We start from the raw sequence: 14858 nt of genomic DNA, 5'->3' as shown, positions 1-14858 counted from the left end.
GGTGGCAGGTTTGCGCCCTCATCCCCTTCATTCCTTCTCGTCTGCCGAATGCTTGAAAGCGGACGAGACTACGAGACTTGCCGAACTGCCGGGGATGGGACGAAGCCGTCGTTCGCACCGGCGTCGCCAGATGTCGGCTTATGCCGAAAGCTGCCGTTTTGCGTGTGAATGTCTGAGGCGTCGGAGACCGTTCTCAGGCTATCTATGCAGGGCAATGGCGATGTCGCCGAGCCGACGCTCGTTCTTTCTGATTGGCCAATCAAGGCCATGGAGAAAGATGATGACCTACTCTCACCTCGACCCAGCCATGCAAAATCGGGTCTCGTGGAATGCTGGCAGAACCGTCGGCACCAAGCGGCCGCTCACCCAAAAGCAGATTTGGGCGATCCGGTTCTTCCTCGATCGCGAGGAACGGCTCCGAGACCGCGCCCTGTTCGACCTGGCGATCGACAGCAAGTTGCGGGGCTGCGATCTGGTGAAGCTTAAGATCGGCGACCTCGTGGCCGGATCCGAAGTTCGCGACCGCGCAATGATCATTCAGCGGAAGACCGGGCGGCCGGTGCAATTTGAAATCACCGCTGACGCCCGATCGAGCCTGACGACATGGCTTCTGCGACGGGGCGGCACCATCGATGATTTCGTGTTCCCAAGCAGGATCCGTTCCGGCCAACCGATGAGCACGCGGCAGTATGCCCGGCTCGTCGATGAATGGGTCACCGCGATTGGGCTGCGGCGTGAAGACTACGGCACTCATTCCATGCGGCGCACCAAAGCGGCCATGATCTACCGCACAACCGGAAATCTGCGCGCGGTCCAAATTTTGCTCGGCCACTCCAAGATCGAGAACACGGTCCGGTATCTTGGGGTCGACGTGGAGGATGCTCTGATCCTAGCGGAGCGCATTGAGATCTGACACTGCCGGCGGCCGTCGGGCAAGCCCCGATGGCCGCTTTTGTCGAGGTTCGACGATCACCGAACCGGCAACAAGTGGGTGGAATTCTGCCATTCTTCTTAATGCAAAGCGCCGCCAGTGTTCTCACTAGCGGCGCTTTGACTACTTCGATGAGCGACTATGCGTAAGATAAGACAACTTTTTGCCGACGCCTGGCTGTCCGCATCCCACCCCCAACAAACCCGAATCCAAGGATCATCATCGCCCAAGTCGCAGGTTCTGGAACCGCTCCAGCCTGTGTGCCGGTCAACGTTAAGGTCCAGCTCCCCAAATTTCCAACGTCCGCGCGAGCTTCATCAAGGATGCGTAGCTGCCAACTTCCCGAGGCGTTGCCTCCGTCAAACGCGGAAAGCGATCCCAGAGGCCGAAACGATCCACCGGTTGTGTTCACAGCAGTGACGGACGTCAAAGCCTCATCATCGAAAGTAAAAGTTCCTCTTGGGTCGCTGCCGCCGCCGTTATTATTGGCTATCAGCACCGTGGTTGAACCGTTCGTCAAGGTCACGAAGAGATCGTTCCAGAATGTGTGAGTTAAATTGTTTAGCGTGAGATTTACGTCTTCGATGATAAAGTTGTCCGAGACGTTAATAGTGCTTCGAAAGTCTACGAGGTCGGGCAAGCTTCCGCCTGAACCCTCATACACGAACGTGGCCGCCGATGCGGGAGCGACCCCAAGGGTCAGACCTGCTGCTGCAAGACCAAAACTGGCGGCTAAAGCTTTCATTGCATTCCCCCTTGAATATTTTGCCACCACGCGACGGCTGTTGAAAGCGGTTAATTAAATTTTAGACAACTGTAAAGACGCATAAGAGCGGGACGGATGCCCCAACTTGGGACACTAGAGCGAAAATTGAACGTTTGGACATCTCCCCTTTTACATAATCGCTTGCCAAACACGCCCGGTAGTTTTGCAGGCGTGTTACAAGATTTCCACAACGGGGACTGTTTCAGAATGCCGGCCGCTGGCGAAGAACCCGTTTAAGCTGCCATGTCGCTTTCGGGATCGTGCATCGCCCCCGCTCACGACCGTTCGTGGGTGGATTGCTGAAGGTCAGGTTTGCGACCAAAGCTTTCGAGCGAAGATCACAGCGGAAGCGATCCATGCCAGCACCATCCCTGCGATGAAAGCTCCGCCCGCCCACACTTCATAGCCGAAATAGGACAGCGGGACGGCCAATAAAATCCCGACACCCACCAATGCCCAAGCCAGACGCATCGCTCGTTCCCACATTGGCCGTAATTTGAAGCCAAGGGCAAGGATTGGCAAGCTATGCCCGCAATGGGGTCGATTTCTGAAGGTCGGCTGCTGGCGAGAAACGCGCAGAAGCTGACTGGCAGGTTCCGTCACCATAAGCCGAACGTCAGGAAGCTGCCTTCGTCGAGAAAAATCTGCCATTCAGGTTCCGACCCCGAAGCGGTCGCTAGCGATTAATTCCACCTGCAACTTGTTTGAAGATGTTTATAGTAGCCCGGTTGGCGGGGGGAATCGTGCTGTCACAGCCTACGCTAACTCATGAGTTCGCTTTTCGGTCAGTTCGCCGAGGGGGTATTTGCGTGAAATAGCCGTGCGCTCTCCAGCGGAGGGTTGTAGGAGCGATAACGGTTTCGATGTGCGGGGTAAGCAATGATCAGGAAATCATTGGTTAGCATGCTCTTTGTCGCGTGCCTGCTGTTCATGGCGAGCCTTTTTACGGCCGGGCCGCTGCTCGCTGAAGCCGCACCCACCTACCAATTCGTTTTCGAACCTGACCGCGACAGGCTGGCCAAGCAAATCGATGGGCCGGTGGACTTCGACACAGCGATGCAATCGGTCATCGCGGTCGCCAAACCGCGCCTCAACGAGCTTGAAGGGTCATATACGCTCACCCACGAAGGCGAAGGCCGCCTTGTCGTGCAAATCACCCATTCCGATGCACCGCGCATCGCCCGCGTTGTGTTCGGCATCAAGGCCGATCTCGATTTTCTGCTAATTGATTTCGACACCACGCCCGCAGATATCGCGCGAGGCATCGCCCGGCCCGGAAGCGCAATCTATCCGATGGCGAACGGAGACCCGGCGATAGTCGTGCGGCTGGACGGCGGCATATCGGGAGACAATCTGACGGGCGCATTGGCCGGCATCGACGCTGACACGGACGAATCCGTCGTCTGGTTGCAATTCGACGAGGAGGGAAAGCAGGCCTTCGCTGACTTTACAGGTGCCAATGTCGGAAAGTCGATGGCGATCGTTCTCGATGGCGAGGTTTTGGCGGCGCCCACCATTCAGGAGGCTATTCGCGGCGGAAGAGTTCAAATCTCTGGCAGCTTCACCCCTGACAGCGCCAACGAGCTTGCGATCAGTCTCAGCTCGGGGGCGCTGCCGATCCCTCTCATGCTGGTCGAACAGCGAATCATATCGCCCACCCCCTGATATGCCAGATAGCTAACAATTTAGAAGGTCAAACAGCGTTAGCTCGCTTGGCCGGAATCCACCCAGTTTGCGACATACAGCAGTTCCCGAAACCGCCCCGAAAGCCGCCATTGCGTAGGTGTTTGAGGGTAGCCAATGTAGGCAGCCGCAAAAAAATAAAATGAACCCCGGCCCCGCACAGCGCGAAGCCATGCAGGACCGGGGGGATTAAGTCAGGGCAGGCGGTAGTATCCGTCCGCATCCTTGTACCAGCGCTGATCGGGCGGCATGCTCGCACTTCCTTTGCTGAGGGTCAGGCCTACGTGCCGGGCATCATATCCCACCTCTGTCAGCGCCTGTCGGATCAGCGTGCCCTCGGTGATCCCTTCTATGATGCACACCGGGATCAACACGCTGACACGATCGTGCTTATTCAGGCCGGGATCCAGCCCGCCATTCATAAGCGCCAGCCGGTCGAGAACGCCCGGTGGGGTTGGCAATCCACCTGTCATGATGCCGTCCCTCCCATCTTCGCCGCCCCGGCCTCCACAGCGGCCATGAGCGTGTCATTTGCAAGGTGACTATAACGCATTGTTGACTTAAAGTCCGCGTGACCAAGTATCTTACCCACAGTAAAAAGCTCCACATTTGAATTAATTAGGAACGAAGCTGCGCTATGGCGCAAATCATGAATACGCAGATTATTCAGATTCGCTTTTGTTCTGACTGTATCCCATGGGTTTTTTAAACCCGTATATGGCTTTTTGGTATTTGGGTTCGCTAGCATGTAAGCGCAGTCCTTTAGTCTTGGTAATCCTTCTATTACTTTGACAGCCTCGCCGGAGAGCGGAACATAGCGAGCTTTCCCGGTCTTGCTGTCCGGAATCAGCCACGCTCGGCGCTCTAGATCGACGTGGCGCCACTCAGCGGTTAGCAGTTCCGACTTTCGGGCGCCGGTCAGAAGCAGAAGACGAACGATGGCGCCCAAGCGCGGGTTTAAGGACCGGTCGGCATGATAAAGTAGCCGCTCGACCTCTGTGGCCGTCAGATAATGGTCCCGCGCATTGTCGAACTGGAAACGGGGCACAGATCGAACCGGGTTGATTTCGGCACCGGGCAGGTTCCACTGCCGTGCCAGCTCGAACGTCCGGCCCAAAGTCACGCGCAGCTTTTCCACGGTCGCCGGAGCCAAAGTCTCTCGCTTTTGGCCTAGCCACTTCGAGATGTCCTGCGGCTTAATCTCATCGAGCCGGTGCTTGCCCCAGCGAGGCACCAGATGGATTGTGATGACCGACGCGGTGTTCTCAGGTCGTTTCTGATAGGTTTTGGCGTGATCAATGTGCTGGCGCGCAAGTTCGGCATAGGTCGGCACCAGCCGCGTGCGCTTCCGGTCACCTAGCGGGTCACCGCCGAGAACAACCTCGGAACGCAGGCGCTGGGCTTTCTTCTTGGCGGCCGCGAAGGTGACATCCTGCCAGCCGCCAATGAGAAGTTGCCGTTGTCGGCCGTTGGGTTCCGCGTAGCGGAGGTAGTAGCTTTTCCCGCCGGACGCGCGGACTTCCAACACGAAGCCTTTCAACTCCTTGTCATAGTAGTCGACCTTCTTTTTGCGGCTTGGGCAGGTAGCGGCCGCGCAATAGGCCGCATCGAGGGGTACAATAGGCATGGTGGTTTTTCCTTGATTTAAGTGGTTTGGGTTGCGCCCGCTGGACGGTGGGAGTGCATTTGATGGGGATGGCCCGGGCGCAGCCGAGTTCGTGCCGAGCGGGCCTCAGAGGCGGCACGTCGGGCCAGTTTGGGGGGGTGATTCCTCCCTGGGTCGGGTGGGCCGTGACGGCGGCTGGTGGCGACAGCAGCGTTGTTGGCCGGTTTGCCGCCCCCTGCACCGGGTGGGCCGGGACGGCTGGTGGTCACGGCGAAGTTTCGTGCAGGCTGGAGCCCCCTCCCTCCCCACCGGGTTGCCCTTGCGGTGCAACGGCTTGCATCAGGGGGGAAGGAGGGGGCGGCGTTTTAGTAAATGTCTTGCGCGGGATTGTAGGCTTGGGCGGAAGGTTCCTCCCGGCGCCACGGCACTCGCCAGCGGTAGTAACCTTTCACCTTTTTGGGCTCACCAAGCGCAGCCCGCAGTGCGACGTTGGCTTCCTTCGATTGCCCGTTCGTCGGCCTCTCGACACCCAAGAGCTTGAGCACCTCGGTGGCGGTGAGGCGAGGCAGCCCGTCCTGACCGATCCGATCGAGATCGAGCGCTTCGGTAATTTTGGCTTCGATCGCGCTCATCAGGCGGTGTTCCTGATTGACCTTGGCGAGCTGTTCTTCCTCGGAGCCGGTCAGCCACCATTGGTCGCCGCGTTCATATGCGGCTTTCAGTTCGGCGAAGACCTGCTGCATGTCGATGCCGTGCTGGTAATCGATCCGCTGAACCGGGATCGTCCAGAAACGACTGTTGCCGGTCGTATCCAGAAGGAACTGCCTGTCATTAACGGAGGCAGCGAAGATGGTGGAACGGCGGTATTCTGCCTCCACCCTCGCATAGGGTGGCCTGATCTTGTCGTCGGTCTCGGTGATGAACGCTTTCAGGCCCGCCATCTCGCGGCGAAACGACCCCTCTAGCTCGCCCAGCTCGACAATCCGGTGGCGCAGGGCAGCGAGGCGGGCATCTTTACTACCGCCGTCCCAGCTGTGCCCGAGTTTGACGACGTCCTCGCAAAGTTCCGGCGGCGTGACCAGCCGGGCAATCCAGCTCGTTTTGCCGAGCCCCTGCGCACCTTGCAGGGTCAGCACCCCGCGAGCCCGGAACCCTTGCGGCTTGAACGTGGCGGCGACGATGCTGAGCAACCACTTTCGCACCAGAACGTCCCGGAATGCCACCGGGTATTCGTCTGTGGCGACGATGGTGTCGCAGATGTCCCGAAGCCGACTTTCGCCATCCCATGGCTTGCTGTTCACCCAGTCGGCAAACGGATCGAGGGGATTGGCATCCGCCAGAACAAGAACGTACTGGCGAGCTGGCCCCGGTGACATGTCGTTGCGGATGAGCAGGCTTTCCAGGTGGGACAGGATGACCGCATCGCGATTTTGCCTGTCGATCCGAAGGCCGGGAACATCGATCTCAGCACGCTTCTTGACCACGTTGAAGCGCACCTTGATGTTGGATGCTTCAACCAGATACCGGAAGTTTTCCAGGGTCGGCGGGATCGATGCTTGCGCGGACTTCGGCTGGTCTGGATAACCGGCCCGATCAATTCTGCCCACTTGGGCTGAGGGGTTGGGGGTTGTTGGCGGACCTCCCGATCCGCCAACGTTAATTCCGTCTGCCATTACGCTTCTGTGATCAGATCGAGGGTATCATTTTCGCATCTGCGCCAGTGGATGTTCTCGCCTTCATCGAGGAGCGTCATGAACACGCCCTCAAGGTGTTCCCCGGCGATCGCACAGGCTTCCGCGGTTATCTCTTCTTTCCGCATGAGGCCGGACCAGATGCAGGCCTTGGCAAAGCTGACGTGCCCATTTGGACCCGCTGCATCGAAGTCGAGTTTCAGTTCCTGCATTCTGCGCAGCATGTTGAAGCCATGCTGAGGGGTAGGTGTATGTGTCATTTTTTCGTCCTAACAAACGTGAAAGGCGAGAGACCACCTCTGATCTCTCGCCCAGCAACTGGTTTTGGTTCGGCAAATCTGCCGGTAGATTTAGAGTTCGGTATCGAGGTAGTTTTTTATGCGGTTATGAGCGGTGTGGTTACCGGCACGCTTGCTCAAGGCTCCCGACCCATGGAATGGGCTAATCTACCAGATTTACATGTATCTGGTATTACGCTCTTTATCTGAATTACCCCGATCACTTTTTGTTCTCATTTTTTTATTATCGAGATTAGTATGAAGATAGCTTTCTCAGCGCCCGGATTGCCGAGAAAGGGACGGCAAATCTTCAACGAGAAGATCATAAATCGCCATGCTAGCCCTATGGCGAAGGGTCAGCGCCAAGACCGCATCAAGATTTCGAAGACCGGGCGGCTAGTCGTCATCGACTTTGCTTGTGCCTTGAACGAAATGGACCGAGGCCATTTGACCTTAACTGAAGCAGAGATACTTTTGCTGGCTAAGCTCTGCCGCCGGAACCGTGACGACCAAGCCTTCTTGCGTGCGATCAACGACGCTGGCGCCAGCAGCACAGAAATTCGCAAACGACGAAGGACGGCCTACTCTGAAAATCTGCCGGATGAAGATTGAGGCGCTTGGCTAGCGTTGCCAAGGTTGGCTCTCGATCGCAGTCTTGCGCCTTACTTTCGGCCCAGCCTCCCAGCCAGAACGATCAGGATGAAGAGGATAAGCCCGAGCCCCGGGTGCGCGGCAAAAGCGTTGAGCAGGATCACCCCGAACAGCACCGACAGCGTTTGCCCCGGGGCGCGGACCAGCGAGACCGCCAACCCGATCATCAAGACGGCGGCGATCAGCAGCACGGCCCAGCGCAAGGCAGTAAGGATCAGGCAGGCGAGCAGGATCCAGCCCAGTACCGTCATCACCCTCATCACCCTGCCCCTTCCCGCCGACAGAGCTGGGCAAACGGGGACCCGTCCGCATCCTCGACCAGCAGGACGAAGGCAAATCCGCTGTCGCCGACGCAGTACAGGAGCTCCCACCAGCCGTCGTGCCGCTCGATCCAGTCCCAATCGACAGAATTTCTGACACCGTCGATCCGAGACACGAACGGACTGAAGCCGACGGCCTCAATAATCTGCTGTTCCGTGTCGCCAGCCTCGACGACCAGGATGTGGGTTAAATCCTGCAAGCCGCACCGGATTGTATCGGCAAGACGGTCCTGCAGCAGCACCCTCAGTTCCTCGCCGAGCGGCTGGTCAAGAACCGCTCGGATGCTTTCGATCATGGGTAGGTTGTGCATGTGTGTTTCCTTTGGGCATAAAAAAATGCGCCCGAGGCGGGATGCCTGGACGCTGGTCGGATGGGTTGTGATGGTGGTTGAGCTAGCTGCTGCAGATCGCCAGTAGGTCGCCGTCTATGTCCGGCTGGTCCGGCACGAACACGACATGGCCAAAACCGTCGTCGCTGAGAACGAACACGGCTTCGTACCAGCCACCCTCGCAGGTGATGAACTCCGGGTCAGCGAAGGGCCGTCCCCGCAGCGCCGCGAGCAGGGCCAGGGTGTCGCCCGGCTGGAACACAAACAGCCACGCGATGGGGTCGGCTACCAGCAGGGTCGCGTAGTGCGAGAGGCGGCCCACAGGCAGGCTCTGGGGGTAGAAGGCGGCGACATGGCGGATTGCCTGCGCCGTGGTCAGAATGATCATCAGAATCGCTCCATAAAAAAAGCCCCCGGAGGTCATCCGAGGGCTTGGTGGGGGGAGGGGCAGGAGAACTGCCGGACTGTTCTGAGAACATCTCAACTGTTCATGTGCGCTCTCTTATAAGATATTGTTATTCCAGCGTTTTTTGCAGGAAGTCAAAGATAACTGCATCTACCTTGATGGTGCTCTGCTTCACGCTCTGAGGGTTTCGTTGGGTTATTGGGAAGCAAGGACGCTGACGACGACCCCTAGACGCCGCAAGGGCCATGGGATCGGCCCCAAGTGCCACCCCAGCCGCGCCCGCGCCCGCGAAGCGTCGCTACCGTGCTTCTTCTTCGTTCTCGAAATCGCTCATAGCTTGGAGCCTTCCCTGCTCCATCTCTGCGCGGAACGCGCGAGCACCTTCGATCGCTTCCGGTGTCATAGTAACTGAATTGGCGCGCTCGACTGATGCGGCAGCAATAGCTTCGGCACCTGCGAACGAAAAGTCATCACTATGCGCCCTACTATGTACATAATTCAAGAGCTTTTGGCAATTGGGCGGCAACTCTTGCTTCAGGGAGCGTGAAAACAGCCAAAGAATGACGTCGATGACTTGGATACCGGCACTTTCCTTCGCCGAGGTAATCTCAAGTTTGCTCCCAAATACCTTCCGCAGTACCATCTTCCCACTGAACGGGACGGTCACGGCTTCTGGGCGAGCGTTCGAGTACATTTTGTGCCAAAACTCAATCGCGGAAGCAAACTCGTGCTGGCGATCATGAACAATGCGATCGACCGGCCGCTGCCAAACGACTGACTGCTTCTCGATGCCGGCAAGCAGATTGCCGAAGCCCACCATGTTAGGCAGATGGCTTTTCCTGCCGACCTTGTCGGAATGTACGAAGTGCAAGCATTCGGGGTGCTCGGCGGCCCACGTCATTGCCTCACCAATGATCTCTTTTGACCTCTGGTCAGGCAGTAGATCGACGTTCGCTGCAATCTGCCGACAAACGCCAGCCATCTTTTCGAGTGCACGCTTGTCGATGGCATCGAGGAGGGCGTCGAGAAAAGCCTCAGCGATTTGCTCATCAAGAAGATATGTAACCTTGAACAACATGGTCATGCGCAGCGCCGGGACATTGTAGACGTGCCACGGGACCGCCTTGTTCTCAAAGGAGTCGAAGAGCGTGTCAAACACCTTGGCCGCCAGCACATACGCCTTCTCAACTCGCGCTAATGCGAACGCCGGTCCTGCCTTGCGGATCACCCGGAGCAAGGCAGGTGCGATATTCTCCAGCCGCCCCACGCCGAGCTGAGCGGCATGAAGTTCATCAAGACCGAACGATTTCGCGATATCGCGCACTTCGCTTCCAAAGCGATGTTCGAAATCGGAGCGTGTCATGAATGCTGCCGTGACGAACACCGGCTGATCCTCGTCCAGCATCCGAGCGCCAGTGTTCCCGGTTTCATCAACGTAAGCGAACAAAACGACCTCTCAATTTCCGCAAGAGCACTGGCGAAGGTGCCCTACTCTTCGGGGTGAGCATTGCACGCATCTCTAGAATTTTGAGAATGGCCCCCTAAACTGAAGCTGGATGGGGCCAGATATCAACTGCAAGTTTGCCCAAGTTGTCCCCACGTTGCACGATTGTAGCTTCATCCCACATAGGCAGTTCGGCAATGGCCGTGTTTAGGGCCATAAGCGATTTGCCAAGCCGTTCGCGCTTCGCATCGAAAGCCTGATTTTGCATCGATGAATTAAGTGGTGCTGTCACCAGTGTAAGGTTGCCGAGCCGGTGCCGATGCGCATCCCTGTGCCGCATGGCGACTGCCATTTCTTCGTCCGCCGGAATCCGCGTGCCCGGAACGAACCTGCCATCGGGCAATGGCCAATGTGTGGTCCAGGTTTGAGGGAGAACGTGTTCAACCGACAGGAAACTTGGCCGACTGTCGTCCACCTGAAACTTTGACCGAACGGCCTTTTCCAACTCCCAAAGAATATCGATTTTGCGTTCCGCACGCAGGATGTTGTCATAGATCGGTTGGCTTGTGATTGCGGCCTGAAGTTCCGCATCATCGGGGAAACGAACAGCGGGGCCGGACTGTCCCGCAAACGACTCCCGGAACGTTTGAAGCGAAGCCCCTCTCTCGTTGAAAATCGCGACAATGCGAGTGAAATTCTTGTTCATGTTCTTGGCTGTCAAATTGCAGATTGCTCGCCGAACGATGTAGGAATAGATCAGCCGATAGATCGTCCGCTTTTCAGCTTCGTCCATTTTAGTAACTGCCGTTGCGAAAACGAGGGGATAGACGGTTGCAACTTCCCAAGTCGCCAGCTTGCGCCCAAGCCACGCTACATCAGCGTCACCTTTGCCCTGTTCTAGCGCTTCATAAACAGGATTGAAGCGCAACAGCGCATCCAGCTCTTCGCCCACAGTCGCAAAGCGCGCTTTGCCCTTGGGCCGTGCATAGGCCCGGTATTCGGCGTAAAGCTCACGCAGCGATGTTTCTTCGCCGGTTTGGGCAGTCAGGGCATAGCTCAGGAAATGGTCAATACGGGGCCGCTTGGGTTTGGCGCGGGGCGCATCCGCTTTCCAGAAAAGCTGATCGAACGGCTTCCATCGCGTTTCAAAAAGTCCTTCGGCGTGTTCGCCTTGCGCTTCGGCCCGGTGGAAAATGTTGTTCCGCACAAGGTCCATAGCCAGCAGCGGTTCGCCCCGGCTATTCAGTGTCTCGAAAATAACTTGCGCGTCATCCCCCTCTTCGAGATTGATAATCACCAACTTGAATTGGATCAGCAGGGCGTCCGCAAGTGCCTGCAACCTTGTCCCAGCCGCCGGATCATCCTTCGATATCGCAGCGGCCATTCGCGCAAGGTCGAAATCGTCATCGTCTTTCTCGTCGCTTCCCCAAGCGGCGTAGTGGTCAATCTTTTCGCGAAAATACAGATAGGCGAGTAGAGCGCGCGGGGCCTGCCCCTTGATGATGTTGCCGTTCTTGTAAAATGCGTGCGAGTGGCGCGACCGGACTGTTGAAAAGGTTTCCGTCATTAGGTCGCGGAAAATGGATCGATCGGCGGGAGTTGGAACCAGCTTCAGGCGATCCGCGGGCGTGGCATCCGCTTCCGCGCTGCGTTCATCATTGAAAATGTAAACGTCCAAAGCCTTGACGATGCCTTCTTGCCCCCATTCCGTGGCGACATGTCGTAGAGCCGCCAGAAAGAGCTGAAACGTCGAAAGCCGCTGCTGGCCATCCACGACTTGCACGCTGGAAATTCGACCTACGCTGTAGCCATCGGCACCGGGCGCAAGGATGAGCGCGCCCATGTAATGCTGAAACTTTGGCGGCCCATCTAGAAGTTCGTTGGCTTTCGAAACGAGATCATCCCAGAGCGGATTAAGCCGGTCCTCTTTCCATGCATATTGCCGCTGATAAATCGGAACTGTGAACCTGCGGCTATCTTGCAGAACGCGCCCAACTTCAATTGAATCGGTTTTCATTTAATCAGATCCCTCAGCCGTGCTGTTTGCCTTTAAAGGCGGGTAGGCAAATTGCCAATGGAGGTCATCCGCGGGCTTAGTCGTGGAATGGGCGGCAGATTGGCCACCTCATATTAGTTACTCGCCGGGATGCGGCTAACAAGCTGTCGCAGCAGCTTCGAGAAGGCGCTGTTCATTGGGGCTTTCATCGTCATGCAGATAGCGGTCGCCTGAGCCGGAACCTATATTTTTATCCAGCCAATCTCGCGTTAAGTTTTGAAAAAGATAGCCTCGCTCAGGCATGCTCTCTTGCTCAGCCATGAGGAAGCCGGGGCCTCTCTTGAGGGTCCGAAATGTTGATTGAAAGCCCTGTACCCCGGCCGCGTAGCCAAGGTTCAAGAAAACGAGTTCGAACCGGCGATTACCTAGCGGGGAAAGCGCATCAACCCTGATCGGCGTCACATAGGGGACGGTTCCATACCCGGGCAGCATCGTCATGGCGTACCAGCCACCTAGCTCTAGACTGAACCTCGCTATCATTCGACACCCCTCACCGAGCTTCTATCTGCCAATATGGCGAACGCATACAATTCTAGAATTTTCTTGGCGTTGAGCGGCTGCTCTCCCGTGCGCTTCCCTCATGCGGCTGAGGATTGAGCCGAGGCAGGCCATCGCCAGAAACAACCTCTTGTTGTATCCGGCGTATATCGAGAGACGCTGTGCGCTTAGACGGGTAACCAAAATGAATGTGATGACCAAGGAATTCAGTGATTACGTGCTTTTCTCAGAGGAGGAAGTCCGCGCACTGGAGGATCGCTGCGTCCAGCGCGACAACCGCGGGAAGGAAACGGCCTACGTACCCTGCCTAGTTCGTGGCAAAGAGGTGCAGCTGAAGCCGGAAGAGCGGGTCCGTCAGCTTTGGTTGGCGCGGCTGATAAATACGCTGGGTTATGCCCCGTCTCGTATTGCCGTCGAATATCCCATCACATTTGGGCGCGACACATCGAAGCGTGCAGATATTGTCGTATTCGACGCAGACAGAAAGACTGTTCCCTACATTATCATCGAGGTGAAGCAGCAGAGGCTAAAGGACGGGAAAGAGCAGCTTCGATCATACGCTCACGCCACCGGTGCACCTTTGGCAGTGTGGAGCAACGGCACCCTCGCCGAGGTGTGGCACCGCAAGAATCCCAACTACTTCATGCCGATCCATGAGCTGCCCCGAGCAGACCAGACGATCGAGCAGATTGTGGATGAGCCTTGGCGTATCCAGACCCTGATTGATCTTGAAGATGCGCGCGCGCGGGAAGGAAAGTCGGCCCGCTCCCTACGCGGCCTCATTCAGGAAATGGAAGATGAAGTGCTGGCGAATGCCGGTGTCGATGTGTTCGAAGAGGTCTTCAAACTGATCTTCACGAAGCTGTATGACGAGATGACGTCGTACCAAATGCATCGCAATCTGCGCTTCCGGAACCAGAACACGGCGGCGCAGCTCAAGGCCTCGATCCAGGCCCTGTTCGATGAAGCCAAGCAGAAATGGCCGGGTGTGTTTCTGGATGATGAGCGGATCCGCCTGTCGCCCGATCACCTGCAAGTCTGCGTGGGCTCGCTGGAAGAGTGGAAGCTGTTCAACTCCAATCTCGATGTGGTGGACGATGCCTTCGAGTATCTCGTGTCGAAATCGTCTAAGGGCGAAAAGGGTCAGTATTTCACCCCGCGCTGGGTGATCGACATGTGTGTGCGGATGATGAACCCACAGGAACATGAAACGGTGATCGATACGGCCTGCGGATCGGCAGGCTTCACCGTCCACACCATGTTCCACGTCTGGAAGCAGATTTACGCGGAGCTGGGCAAGTCGGAAGGCGACCTTTTCACCATGGAGGCGAAGGAGCCGCGCGCAGTGGAATATGTCCGGCGCAATGTGTTTGCGGTGGATTTTGACGAAAAGAGCGTCCGCGTGTCCCGCTGCCTCAACCTCATCGCGGGCGACGGCGAAACCAACGTTCTACACCTTAACACGCTCGACTGGACGAAGTGGGATGAAACCACCAGCCAGCCAGAGTGGCAAGAAACCTATGCCAATGGCTGGAACGGCCTGAAACGCCTCAGGGCGATCAAGAAGCCAGGCGAATACCGCCAGTTCAATTTCGATGTGCTGATGGCCAACCCGCCGTTCGCAGGGGACATCAAGCAGTCCGATATGCTCAGCCCCTACGAGGTGGCGCACAAGAAGGGTGGCAAGCTTGAAAGCAAAGTAGCCCGCGATCTCCTGTTTATTGAACGCAACATCGACTTCCTGCGTCCGGGCGGACGCATGGCGGTGGTGCTGCCGCAAGGGCGGTTCAACAACTCATCTGACCAGCGCCTGCGCGAGTTCATTATGGAACGGTGCCGCATTCTGGCGGTGGTCGGCCTACACCCCAACACGTTCAAGCCGCACACCGGCACCAAGACCAGTGTGTTGTTTGTGCAAAAATGGAATGATGACGAGGAATCTGGCCCGCTGTGTCCACGGCAGGAGGACTATAACATCTTCTTCGCGACGCAGCAGGTGGAAAGCGTCGATAACTCAGGCCGCAAAGTTTATCGTAGGAATCCAGACGGCAGCTATATGCGCGACAGCCACAACCATCTGATCGTCGAGCATGATCTGTTCAACCACGATGGGCTGACGCAGGAGGGCATTGCCGAAGCCTTCGAAGAGTTCGCTAGGCGCGAGGGCCTGCCTTTTTTTCAGTGAGCCCCTTCAATGAG

16 protein-coding genes are annotated in these 14858 nt (G+C 57.1%); 4 read left to right on the top strand and 12 right to left on the bottom strand.

Translation table 11 applies throughout. From position 1 onward, the window contains the following. The first annotated feature begins 280 nt into the window (after positions 1-280). Entirely contained in the window at positions 281-913 is a 633-nt protein-coding gene (locus Q0L48_RS11240) for a tyrosine-type recombinase/integrase (protein ID WP_296720984.1), read from the top strand. 157 nt (positions 914-1070) lie between these two features. On the opposite strand, the gene Q0L48_RS11235 is transcribed toward Q0L48_RS11240, so the two are convergent. Together Q0L48_RS11235 and Q0L48_RS11230 are read right to left on the bottom strand one after the other, a co-directional pair. Then, positions 1071-1676: a PEPxxWA-CTERM sorting domain-containing protein gene (locus tag Q0L48_RS11235; RefSeq protein WP_296720982.1), complete on the bottom strand. Its 606-nt coding sequence runs from the start codon at positions 1674-1676 to the stop codon at positions 1071-1073. A 327-nt stretch (positions 1677-2003) separates the two neighbouring features. Next, positions 2004-2348, bottom strand: a complete 345-nt coding sequence (locus Q0L48_RS11230; protein WP_296720981.1) for a hypothetical protein — start codon at positions 2346-2348, stop codon at positions 2004-2006. A gap of 252 nt (positions 2349-2600) precedes the next feature. On the opposite strand from Q0L48_RS11230, the gene secD reads away from it, so the two are divergent. Further along, complete coding sequence (gene secD / locus Q0L48_RS11225; RefSeq protein WP_296720979.1) at positions 2601-3362, top strand: hypothetical protein; 762 nt, start codon at positions 2601-2603, stop codon at positions 3360-3362. Positions 3363-3574: 212 nt separating this feature from the next. Here the strand turns inward: secD and Q0L48_RS11220 are convergent, their stop codons facing one another. The 4 genes from Q0L48_RS11220 to Q0L48_RS11205 all read right to left on the bottom strand — a co-directional run bounded on the left by Q0L48_RS11220 (position 3575) and on the right by Q0L48_RS11205 (position 6937). Continuing rightward, the gene (locus Q0L48_RS11220) at positions 3575-3853 is read right to left on the bottom strand and encodes a hypothetical protein (RefSeq protein ID WP_296720977.1); all 279 of its coding nucleotides are present in this window, start codon (positions 3851-3853) and stop codon (positions 3575-3577) included. After that, the gene (locus Q0L48_RS11215; RefSeq protein WP_296720975.1) at positions 3850-5007 is read right to left on the bottom strand and encodes a site-specific integrase; all 1158 of its coding nucleotides are present in this window, start codon (positions 5005-5007) and stop codon (positions 3850-3852) included. Before Q0L48_RS11215 ends, Q0L48_RS11220 begins: the two co-directional genes overlap by 4 nt. 344 nt (positions 5008-5351) lie before the next feature. Further along, on the bottom strand, positions 5352-6659 hold the full coding sequence (locus Q0L48_RS11210) for a VapE domain-containing protein (protein WP_296720973.1): 1308 nt from the start codon (positions 6657-6659) through the stop codon (positions 5352-5354). Continuing rightward, entirely contained in the window at positions 6659-6937 is a 279-nt protein-coding gene (locus tag Q0L48_RS11205) for a hypothetical protein (protein WP_296720971.1), read from the bottom strand. The genes Q0L48_RS11210 and Q0L48_RS11205 overlap by 1 nt, the downstream gene beginning before the upstream one ends. A gap of 276 nt (positions 6938-7213) precedes the next feature. Here Q0L48_RS11205 and Q0L48_RS11200 point away from each other — a divergent pair, with 276 nt between their 5' ends. Further along, complete coding sequence (locus tag Q0L48_RS11200; RefSeq protein WP_296720968.1) at positions 7214-7567, top strand: hypothetical protein; 354 nt, start codon at positions 7214-7216, stop codon at positions 7565-7567. A 50-nt stretch (positions 7568-7617) separates the two neighbouring features. Here the strand turns inward: Q0L48_RS11200 and Q0L48_RS11195 are convergent, their stop codons facing one another. The 6 genes from Q0L48_RS11195 to Q0L48_RS11170 all read right to left on the bottom strand — a co-directional run bounded on the left by Q0L48_RS11195 (position 7618) and on the right by Q0L48_RS11170 (position 12599). Further along, on the bottom strand, positions 7618-7857 hold the full coding sequence (locus tag Q0L48_RS11195; protein ID WP_296720966.1) for a hypothetical protein: 240 nt from the start codon (positions 7855-7857) through the stop codon (positions 7618-7620). A gap of 8 nt (positions 7858-7865) precedes the next feature. Continuing rightward, positions 7866-8237 (bottom strand): hypothetical protein, encoded by a 372-nt coding sequence (locus Q0L48_RS11190; protein ID WP_296720963.1) that lies wholly within the window; start codon positions 8235-8237, stop codon positions 7866-7868. Between the two features lie 82 nt (positions 8238-8319). Next, positions 8320-8643 carry a hypothetical protein gene (locus tag Q0L48_RS11185; RefSeq protein ID WP_296720961.1) on the bottom strand — a complete coding sequence of 108 codons (324 nt, stop codon included), beginning with the start codon at positions 8641-8643 and terminating at the stop codon, positions 8320-8322. Between the two features lie 316 nt (positions 8644-8959). Continuing rightward, entirely contained in the window at positions 8960-10108 is a 1149-nt protein-coding gene (locus Q0L48_RS11180; RefSeq protein ID WP_296720958.1) for a DUF3800 domain-containing protein, read from the bottom strand. A 94-nt stretch (positions 10109-10202) separates the two neighbouring features. Beyond that, positions 10203-12122, bottom strand: a complete 1920-nt coding sequence (locus Q0L48_RS11175) for a DUF262 domain-containing protein (protein ID WP_296720957.1) — start codon at positions 12120-12122, stop codon at positions 10203-10205. A gap of 135 nt (positions 12123-12257) precedes the next feature. After that, positions 12258-12599 carry a hypothetical protein gene (locus tag Q0L48_RS11170; protein WP_296720955.1) on the bottom strand — a complete coding sequence of 114 codons (342 nt, stop codon included), beginning with the start codon at positions 12597-12599 and terminating at the stop codon, positions 12258-12260. Positions 12600-12843: 244 nt separating this feature from the next. Here Q0L48_RS11170 and Q0L48_RS11165 point away from each other — a divergent pair, with 244 nt between their 5' ends. Continuing rightward, entirely contained in the window at positions 12844-14844 is a 2001-nt protein-coding gene (locus tag Q0L48_RS11165; RefSeq protein ID WP_296720953.1) for an N-6 DNA methylase, read from the top strand. The last annotated feature ends 14 nt before the right edge of the window (positions 14845-14858 follow it).

The sequence above is a fragment of the Erythrobacter sp. genome, assembly GCF_024305245.1.
Classification (GTDB): Bacteria; Pseudomonadota; Alphaproteobacteria; order Sphingomonadales; family Sphingomonadaceae; genus Erythrobacter.
This window is presented reverse-complemented; position numbering and strand designations above follow the sequence as displayed.

What these genes read in the sequence shown, in the direction of transcription:
- Q0L48_RS11240 (WP_296720984.1), top strand. Translation starts at nt 281, where the DNA reads ATGACCTACTCTCACCTCGACCCAGCCATGCAAAATCGGGTCTCGTGG.
- Q0L48_RS11235 (WP_296720982.1), bottom strand. Translation starts at nt 1,676, where the DNA reads ATGAAAGCTTTAGCCGCCAGTTTTGGTCTTGCAGCAGCAGGTCTGACC.
- Q0L48_RS11230 (WP_296720981.1), bottom strand. Translation starts at nt 2,348, where the DNA reads ATGGCAGATTTTTCTCGACGAAGGCAGCTTCCTGACGTTCGGCTTATG.
- secD (WP_296720979.1), top strand. Translation starts at nt 2,601, where the DNA reads ATGCTCTTTGTCGCGTGCCTGCTGTTCATGGCGAGCCTTTTTACGGCC.
- Q0L48_RS11220 (WP_296720977.1), bottom strand. Translation starts at nt 3,853, where the DNA reads ATGACAGGTGGATTGCCAACCCCACCGGGCGTTCTCGACCGGCTGGCG.
- Q0L48_RS11215 (WP_296720975.1), bottom strand. Translation starts at nt 5,007, where the DNA reads ATGCCTATTGTACCCCTCGATGCGGCCTATTGCGCGGCCGCTACCTGC.
- Q0L48_RS11210 (WP_296720973.1), bottom strand. Translation starts at nt 6,659, where the DNA reads ATGGCAGACGGAATTAACGTTGGCGGATCGGGAGGTCCGCCAACAACC.
- Q0L48_RS11205 (WP_296720971.1), bottom strand. Translation starts at nt 6,937, where the DNA reads ATGACACATACACCTACCCCTCAGCATGGCTTCAACATGCTGCGCAGA.
- Q0L48_RS11200 (WP_296720968.1), top strand. Translation starts at nt 7,214, where the DNA reads ATGAAGATAGCTTTCTCAGCGCCCGGATTGCCGAGAAAGGGACGGCAA.
- Q0L48_RS11195 (WP_296720966.1), bottom strand. Translation starts at nt 7,857, where the DNA reads ATGACGGTACTGGGCTGGATCCTGCTCGCCTGCCTGATCCTTACTGCC.
- Q0L48_RS11190 (WP_296720963.1), bottom strand. Translation starts at nt 8,237, where the DNA reads ATGCACAACCTACCCATGATCGAAAGCATCCGAGCGGTTCTTGACCAG.
- Q0L48_RS11185 (WP_296720961.1), bottom strand. Translation starts at nt 8,643, where the DNA reads ATGATCATTCTGACCACGGCGCAGGCAATCCGCCATGTCGCCGCCTTC.
- Q0L48_RS11175 (WP_296720957.1), bottom strand. Translation starts at nt 12,122, where the DNA reads ATGAAAACCGATTCAATTGAAGTTGGGCGCGTTCTGCAAGATAGCCGC.
- Q0L48_RS11170 (WP_296720955.1), bottom strand. Translation starts at nt 12,599, where the DNA reads ATGACGATGCTGCCCGGGTATGGAACCGTCCCCTATGTGACGCCGATC.
- Q0L48_RS11165 (WP_296720953.1), top strand. Translation starts at nt 12,844, where the DNA reads ATGAATGTGATGACCAAGGAATTCAGTGATTACGTGCTTTTCTCAGAG.